This window comes from Pseudomonadota bacterium, from assembly GCA_010028905.1.
GTDB lineage: Bacteria > Vulcanimicrobiota > Xenobia > RGZZ01 > RGZZ01 > RGZZ01.
The window spans coordinates 1-6,850 of sequence record RGZZ01000281.1; the positions used below are offsets into that span (position 1 = coordinate 1).

The 6,850-nt window shown below is 62.1% G+C and carries 6 protein-coding genes; 5 read left to right on the plus strand and 1 reads right to left on the minus strand.

Annotation, left to right across the window (positions count from 1 at the left end; all coding sequences use genetic code 11):
- From EB084_16810 to EB084_16830, 5 genes are all read left to right on the plus strand, one after another.
- Positions 1-422: helicase SNF2 (locus EB084_16810; protein ID NDD29918.1), on the plus strand; the 422-nt coding region annotated here is incomplete at its 5' end.
- Complete coding sequence (grpE, locus tag EB084_16815) at positions 410-967, plus strand: nucleotide exchange factor GrpE (GenBank protein ID NDD29919.1); 558 nt, start codon at positions 410-412, stop codon at positions 965-967. The genes EB084_16810 and grpE, both read left to right, overlap by 13 nt.
- 2 nt (positions 968-969) lie before the next feature.
- Entirely contained in the window at positions 970-2,673 is a 1,704-nt protein-coding gene (locus EB084_16820; GenBank protein ID NDD29920.1) for an Hsp70 family protein, read from the plus strand.
- The gene (locus EB084_16825; protein ID NDD29921.1) at positions 2,622-3,383 is read left to right on the plus strand and encodes a hypothetical protein; all 762 of its coding nucleotides are present in this window, start codon (positions 2,622-2,624) and stop codon (positions 3,381-3,383) included. Before EB084_16820 ends, EB084_16825 begins: the two co-directional genes overlap by 52 nt.
- Before the next feature lie 1,848 nt (positions 3,384-5,231).
- Complete coding sequence (locus tag EB084_16830; protein NDD29922.1) at positions 5,232-5,606, plus strand: hypothetical protein; 375 nt, start codon at positions 5,232-5,234, stop codon at positions 5,604-5,606.
- A 3-nt stretch (positions 5,607-5,609) separates the two neighbouring features.
- Here EB084_16830 and EB084_16835 read toward each other — a convergent pair whose 3' ends face one another.
- Entirely contained in the window at positions 5,610-6,728 is a 1,119-nt protein-coding gene (locus tag EB084_16835; GenBank protein NDD29923.1) for a hypothetical protein, read from the minus strand.
- Between the last annotated feature and the right edge of the window lie 122 nt (positions 6,729-6,850).

Genomic DNA, 6,850 nt, shown 5'->3' on the forward strand with positions numbered 1-6,850 from the left:
GCGAGGGGCTAAACCTGCAACGCCTGGGCACCCTGATCAACCTCGACCTCCCCTGGAACCCCACCCGCCTCGAGCAGCGCAAGGGACGCATCCAGCGCATCGGCCAGGTTCGTGACGTGGTGCAGATCTACAACATGCGCTACCGCGGCTCGGTCGAAGACCGCGTCCACCAGCTGCTGTCGACCCGCCTGCAGGGCATCTATCACCTCTTCGGCCAGCTGCCCGACGTGCTCGAGGACGTGTGGGTCGAGGTCGCCCTCGGCGAGATGGCGCAGGCCGAGAAGCGCCTCGACGAGACGCCCAAGGAGCACCCCTTCGACCTGAAGTACCGCCATGTGAAGAAGACCCCGTGGGAGACGTGCGCGCAGGTTCTGTCGGCCTCGGCGATGGAGGAAGAATTGCGGCGGGGGTGGCGGGGGTGAGCGCAGAGGTGCGTGACGATGGGTCGACGTTGGCGCACAGCCCTTGGGGCGAGATGGTGTCCGACGATCGTCTGCCTGCGCTGTTGCGCGACGTGAGTGGGCTGCTCACGACCATCGGCGCCCTGCGCTCGGAGATGCGCGAGCAGGGCGAGAAGGCCGAGAAGCAGCGCCGTCACGATCTACTCGATCTGATTGCGGTGGTCGATGGGTTTGAAGACGTTGTCGAGAGTCTCGAAAGCGTGAAGGCAAAGATGGCGGCAGACGAGCAACGCCCCTTTCAGCGGTTGCGCATTGTGGGGAAGCAGCTCACGCGGTGGCTCAACCAGCGAGGGGTGCAGGCGTTTGATGCGGTCGGCGAGTTCGACCCGCACCTTCACCTGGCCGTAGATGTCGAGCTCGATGCCTCGCGCCCCGCAGGCGCCATTGCCCGACAGCTCAAGCGGGGCTACCGCGTCAACGGTCTTCTGCTGCGTGCCGCGCACGTTGTCGTGATCACCGACGATCCGACCGTCGTGAATGTCGGAACCTTCGAGGAGAGAGGCTGAACATGGGCCGCAAAGTGGGCATCGATCTCGGAACCACCAATACCGTCGTGGCCATCGCCGATGGAGCGAGTCCGCGCGTGCTTCGCAACAAGGAAGGTGAGGAACTGACCCTCTCGGTCGTGGGGGTTCCGCGGCGAGGCAACGCAAACGATCTTCTGGTGGGCACCCCCGCCTACCGAAACTGGAAGACCATGCCCCGTGACACGGCGCTATCAGTGAAGCGCCTGATGGGGCGAGGATACGAAGACGATGCGGTGCAGACCCTGAAAGAGAAGGTGCTCTACGAGATCATCGAGCCGGAAGATGGTACGGGGCAGAGCCTGCGCGTCGTGCTGGCCGATCAAGAGTACTCCCCGGTCGAGATCTCGGCACGTATTCTCGCAAAGGTGAAAGCCGACGCCGAGTTTCAGCTTGACGGTGACCCCGTCACCCACGCGGTGATCACAGTGCCCGCCTACTTCAGCGAGGTGCAGCGCAAGGCCACCCGAGACGCGGCGAAGGAAGCGGGGCTCGAGGTCATCCAGATCCTTGACGAGCCTACGGCGGCGGCCATCGCCTTTGGTCTCGAGCGCGGTGTCGAAGATCCGCGCATCGTGCTCGTGTACGACTTCGGTGGCGGAACCTTCGACATCTCGGTGCTCACCTGGGCCAACAGCAATTTCGCCCCCATGAACCTCGAGGGCGACATGTGGCTGGGTGGTGACGACCTCGATGAGGTCATCGTCGACAAGATCGTTGCGAACGTACAAGATGAGTATGACATCGATCTTCGAGACGGCGACCACGACAAGGTTCTCGTCGAGGTCAAGCAGGAGGCGCGCAGGCTTAAAGAGGCACTGAGTGCCGCAGAGAGCGGCGATATTCTCATCACGACGCCGGACTTCGACATCGATTTCAGCATCACGCGCGAAGAGTTCGAGCTCGCCATCATCGACCTGGTGGCCACCTATCGCGCCTGTGGATGCGGGCAGAACAACGACGTCGATTCTGCCACCTGTCACGCTTGCGGGGCCTCCATCAGCCAGCTGCCCGAACAAGACGGGAAGGCCATTGCGCTGATCCGGCGCGCGCTGCAGAACGCGCATCTGACGATAGATGACGTCGACTACGTGCTTCTCGCAGGCAACTCGACCCTGGTGCCGTTGGTGCGAAGGTCCGTCGACAAGCTGTTCGGTCGCAAGATCAAGTCGGTGTCGCATCCCAAGCTGGTGGTGGCTCAGGGTGCGGCGGTGGTCGCGGCCCAGGTGGGCGATCGCCTCGTCTGCGCGTCATGGCTGCCCGACAAGCAGCGAGAGTGTGGGGTGATGAATGAACGCGGCGCCACCATATGCGCCGCTTGCGGTGCGGTTCTGGGCGCCGATGGTTCAGCTGCTGGCGGGGCGCCCATCATCACCGTGGGCAGTGGAACGACGAATACCCCACGCCGGACGCCAGGCGAAAGTGGAAGACCTTCCACACGCAGCAACCCGACCAGCTGCTGGCGTTTCTGCCCGTCTTCGGAAAGAAGCCCGATGAGATGGAGTCACAAGGGAAAGCCTTCGTTCGGCTTCCCAAGGGGCGGCCGGCGGGTTTTCCCATTGACGTGTCGATCTGGCTTGATGTGGATGGTACGTTCCAGGCTGAGGCCCGTACCTCGACGGGCCAGCCCCTGCAGGTGCTGCACGACAAGGGTGAGGTCATCAGCCACGCAGCCGACGCCTTGGTAGAGGCGGAGATGGTGATCGAGAGTCACAAGAGCGAAGCCAAGGCCGATGATCTCAATCTGCTGCGCGAGAAGCGCGATCAAACCCTCGAGCAGATCTTCAGCGACCATCCAGAGCACGCCACCGCAACGGCCGCGCAGATGCGGGCGATTGCACAGGAGTGGGGTAAGGTCGATGAGACCTTGCGACAGAAGGTAGAATATCTGGTCAAGTGGGCAGATGGGCACCTCAACTACTACGGTTGGGCGTATGAATCAGAGAGACTGGCGCTGGTTCGACAGCGAATCGACGAAGCGCGGAAGGCCCTGCTGCCCAACGCTGAAGACACACTGCAGTTGCATCATCAGATGCTCGATGCGGCCACCAACAATCCGCCCCCGGTGGTACACCAGTTCTATGCGCTCTACGATGTATTGAGCACGCGAGTCGAACCCAGATCTCCGGCCAGGGCTCAGCACTTTCGTGAAGAGCTCAAAGCCGTGCGTGGCCGTTTTGTAGCACGCGATGGAGGTGCAGAGAAGCACTTGCGTGAGGTCACCGATGCGATTCACCACGCCGCTGCAGACAGCGGTGTTGCTCTGGCGGAGCCTGTTCGAGAGTGTGCGACGTGTGGTCAGGTGCTCAAGCCCGGTGCCCGCTACTGTGCGTCCGGTCACGATAGCTGGCTCTTGCGCGAGGGCGCATCGGAGGCGGGAGAGGAGGCGTTTCTCTGAGAGATCCGCTTCAACCCCATCAGACTCCCTATGAGGTCTTGGGCGTTCTGCCAAGTGCAACTGAGGCTGAGATCACGGCAGCGTTCAAGATAGCCGTAAGCAAGACCAGAGATGTCAACGCGGTACAGGCAGCAAGACTCGCACTTCTACGGCCGCTCGAACGCTCGCTGGTTGACTTGTTTCTGTATCAGGAGACAGGGCTGCGTCTTCTGGGAACGGCGCCGAGCGGACTTCAGCTCACCCTTACGCGTTCTGAAGAGTTCAGAACCTACCTGGGTCAGTCGTGGACCAATCGCCTGGTCCCAAGATTCCCAAACATCCACATGGTTCAGAGCCTGGCGGTGCTCTACTGGTGGGGTGCGCAGGGGGGCAGCGATCCCGAGCGCTGGGCCAATGCCATTGCATTCTGTGTGGGCCTCGCCTGTCACCCGAGGTTGAGCCTGGTGGCTTCTCCGCCGCATGTCGACGTTTCCGCAGAGCTCGAAGACGCCGTGGTGAGCCGCATTCGTTCGGCCTTGCAACGGGTCTCTGAAGTCTGGTTGCATGCTTCGAATGAGAGCAGCACGCTCCTGGAGCTGTTCGACCTCGAGCTGAAGGCTGCGCGAGCGCTGCGCGCGCTTGACTTGAGGGCAAACGGCGTGTGCATCGCCGCGGGGCCACTTCTGCTATCGCGCGTCGGAATGCTGCCGTCGATGCGCGCTACTATCGATCAGCAGCTCAAGAACAGCAGCAGCGAGGGTCTGCTTCGTGCCCATTGGCTGCTAGGTTCGCACGGTGCCACAACGCTGCTCATCGAGCGTGGCGAGTTCGAGACCGCAGAGAAGCGGCTGAGGTCGTGCGAGGCGAGCACAGAGGCGCGCGAGCTGCTGTCACGAGCGCTTCGTGGAAGGGCTCGAGGCGTGTTGCAGGGGGGAGACACCGAGACCGCATTCGCACTGTGGAGGGAGTCGCTCGATGCCACGTCAGTTGCGTCGGTGCGCGCCGATATCTGCCTCGAAGTGGTGCGCGCTGTTATTCCCATGGTCCGTCGCCTTCATCGCGACGAGCTCGATGCGCGCATCTCGTTGCTCAAGCCCGCCTACGACATCACGCCGGATGACGACGTCCGCGCGATGCTGGGTGATGCGTCATATTCGCGCGCGTATCGCAACCTGGTCAAGGATGACGAGATGAACGACGGCAACCTGCGAGAACGGGGAGCTGTGTTACTGGCGCGCCAGTCGAAGGCGGCGGCCGACATGGCGCTGGCCGCCACGCTGGGGGTAGTGCATGCCAAACAGGTTCAGGGCTGGTTTCATGAGCGCCACCAGATTCTCGAGCGGAAGGTGCAAGCGTTAGGGCCGGCACCGCTCGAGAATGACGGGCAGCTGACGCTCTTCTCGATATTCAGCCAGGAGTCTTCGACTGAAGATGAGCGTGGGTCTGGCAAGGCTCTTGCTAGGGTCTGGAGCCGCGCTTTGGAGGGCGAGGGTCACGCGCTTTCCTTCAGCCGGTTGGGGCGAAAGGTGGCGGTTGGAGCGGAAGGCGGCACGACGATCTTCAGTGTGTCGTCTGGCAGAAAGATGCATTTCTTCGAAGATGGGGGAACGATTACGGCCCTCGCATTCTCTCCCCGCCGCGAGAACGAGCTGTTTGAAGCCTCTAGCACGGGCGCTGTTGGTTTATGGATGCTTTCGAGTGACGCCGAGTACCGTCATCTCAAGGATGGTGACAGTGCCGTGCATTTGGCTGTAACGCGAAGAGAGCAGTGGGTCTCCGTTATACGCACCGGTGAGGAGGCACTCGAGGTGTTTGACCCAGAAGGCGTCGACGAGAGGTATTTCATAAACGCTCCCACCGAGTTGGTGGATGTGGTCGCCATGCCTGGGAGGGAGAGCTGGATCGTGGCGTTTGACGATCAGGTGGCCATCTGCGACATTCTACAGGCCAGCGTCAAGGAATCCACCGGAGATCGAGATACGCGACGTTCCAGATCTCGATCAGATAGACTGGTTTGATGAGCATTCAGAGCGCGTAACGAGCTTGTCATTCTCATACGACTGTTCGTATCTGGCCGCAGGTACCGACGATGGTTGCGTGAGGGTCTATTGCCTGGAGACCCGCGAAGTTGTGGCTACATATGCCCATGCAGATGCAGTGACGTGCGTGAGGTTTTCGCCCGTAGAGAATGTGCTTGCAAGCGTGTCGACCGACAAGAGTGTCATGCTCTGGAGGCTCGAGTAACGTTTACGGCCTGTCGGTCGAGATGCGAAACACCACGCCACGGTTGCTCTCGTCGTCGAGGTGGGTCTCTGGAATCGGACGCAGAGGAACCGCGCGAACCGAGACCTCTGCGTCTGGCTGAACGTGATGTAAAAGCGATGCCACTGTGACGGCACGCTCGAGGGCCAGTGCGGCGTTGCGTGGTGAGGGGGCGGCGTCTGTATGGCCTTCGATCTCGATGACAGGGGTGAGGTGTCGCAAGGCGGAGATGGCGTGCTTCAACGGGGGGAGCGACGAGGGCTCGATCTGCGTGGCGCCTGTCGCAAATGCTGCCTGTCGAAGAGATACGTATACCGACCCACCGTCTTGCGTGATTCGATAGGCAGGCCCAAGCTGACGTGTCAGCGTCTTGCTCCAACCGGTAGCTGTGGTTTGTGTAGGGGGACTGACCGCAGTGGGTCTGGTGGGTGTCGAGGGGGCTACGGCAAGTGCAGGCGAGGTCGATGCCGAAGCCATCGCCGCCGGTGTGGCGATGGCTTCAGGGGGCTTATGTGCGACGGTGAGCGTTTCCTTTGGCGAGGCAGGGAAGTTCGTCTGTGAGGGGGCGCTGCAGAACGTCCCCGCGAAAAATGCCGCCATCGCAGACGCGGCGGTGGTGAGCGCCCAGGGCAGTCCAGATCTCCGCGAAGGTACGGGCTTGTTCGCGGGCGGCTCGGGCACGGGTAGAACCGATGTGGGGGTATTCAGTGAGGTGGGTGAGGCAGCCGTGACGCTGTGGGGTGAGGGCGTCTTGTTCGTCTCGCTCGTCGCTGCCGCTATCGGCGCGGTTGGCAGTGTGCGCTGTGCCTCTGTAGACGCTGCATCACTCGCTGTAGTTCTCTGCTCGTCGAGCACCCCCTCAGCCTCTCGCACCCGCCGCTGATACGCCTCATTCTGCGGCTCGAGCGAAAGCGCCGTGTGCAGCGCTCGCAAGGCGCCGCGCGGATCGGTGTCGCGCAACGTCTCGGCGTCGCGCGCGAAGCTGTCGGCCAGCGTCTCGATGCGGCGCAGCAGGGTAAGGTCGGTCTTGCAGTTCGGACACTGAAGCGCGGTGGGCGGCACGTCTTCGAGGGGGCAGACCGGACACTTCGTGGTGGTGTTCATCGCGTCTCCTGCGGAGAACGTTCATCGCTTGCGGCGCTTGGCCCTGCTGCGCTCCCGCAGAAGAGGTTGACAGGTTGGTCCCTCGGAAATGCTCTCCAATCACAGTGAGGAGACAAGAGGCG

Excerpts from the sequence above, each read along its gene's own strand:
- EB084_16820 (NDD29920.1), top strand. The coding sequence starts at position 970 with ATGGGCCGCAAAGTGGGCATCGATCTCGGAACCACCAATACCGTCGTG.
- EB084_16830 (NDD29922.1), top strand. The coding sequence starts at position 5,232 with ATGTGGTCGCCATGCCTGGGAGGGAGAGCTGGATCGTGGCGTTTGACG.
- EB084_16835 (NDD29923.1), bottom strand. The coding sequence starts at position 6,728 with ATGAACACCACCACGAAGTGTCCGGTCTGCCCCCTCGAAGACGTGCCG.